The 1,163-nt window shown below is 61.5% G+C and carries 1 protein-coding gene; it reads left to right on the forward strand.

Features of this window, described 5'->3' with window-relative positions; genetic code table 11:
* The coding region (locus tag BM317_RS29665; RefSeq protein ID WP_139236109.1) for an immunoglobulin-like domain-containing protein at nucleotides 1-1,163 on the forward strand (1,163 nt) is incomplete at both ends.

The following is a 1,163-nucleotide window of genomic DNA, read 5'->3' on the forward strand; positions in this document are numbered from 1 at the left end:
GACGTCTACAACAACGGCAGCACTGTCAGCACCACGATTACCGGTGCGACCGGTGGCAACTTCGAGAACCTGGTACCGAGCACTGCGCCTGCGGTCACCACGATCACCGATTCGGCGGATACCACTGGCCTGACCCTGTCCGCCAGCAACACCATCACCGAAGGCGGTTCGATTGTTTACACCGCGACGTTAACTAACCCGGCTCAAACGCCGGTGACTGTGACCTTGAGCAACGGCGCGGTAATCAACATCGCAGCCGGTGCTACCACTGGCACCGTTGCCGTAGAGACCCCGGCCAACGACGTCTACAACAACGGCAACACTGTCAGCACCACCATCACCGGCGCAACCGGTGGCAACTTCGAGAACCTGGTACCGAGCACTGCGCCTGCGGTCACCACGATTGCCGACTCGGCGGATACCACCGGCCTGACCTTGACGGCCAGCAACACCATCACCGAAGGCGGTTCGATTGTTTACACCGCGACGTTGACCAACCCGGCCCAGACTCCGGTGACCGTGACCTTGAGCAACGGCGCGGTGATCAACATCGCAGCCGGTGCTACCACTGGCACCGTTGCCGTGGAGACCCCGGCCAACGACGTCTACAACAACGGCAGCACTGTCAGCACCACCATTACCGGTGCGACCGGTGGCAACTTCGAGAACCTGGTACCGAGCACTGCGCCTGCGGTCACCACGATTACCGATTCGATAGACGCCACTACCGTGACGTTGACCGCCACACCGACCGTGAATGAAAACGGCACCATCACCTACACCGCCACCTTGACCGGTGCCGATGGCAAACCCGTCACCGCGCAAAACGGCCCGGTCATCGTCACCCTCGACAGCGGCAAAACCATCACCATCGCCGCCGGCGCAAGCTCGGGCGTGTTGGATGTAGCCGTCGGCAACGACGTCTACCAAGGCCCGACAACCGTCACAGAAAGCATCAGTACCGCCACGGGCGGTAATCTGGAAGCCATTGCTCCAAACACCGCGCCAGTCAGCACCATCGTTAGCGACGTCAACGACACCACCACGGTGACGTTGACCGCGACACCAACCGTGAACGAAAACGGCACCATCACTTACACCGCGACCCTGACCGGTGCCGACGGCAAACCGGTCACCGCGCAAAACGGTCCGGTCACTGTGAC

Source organism: Pseudomonas sp. NFACC24-1, from assembly GCF_900115235.1.
GTDB lineage: Bacteria > Pseudomonadota > Gammaproteobacteria > Pseudomonadales > Pseudomonadaceae > Aquipseudomonas > Aquipseudomonas fluorescens_AA.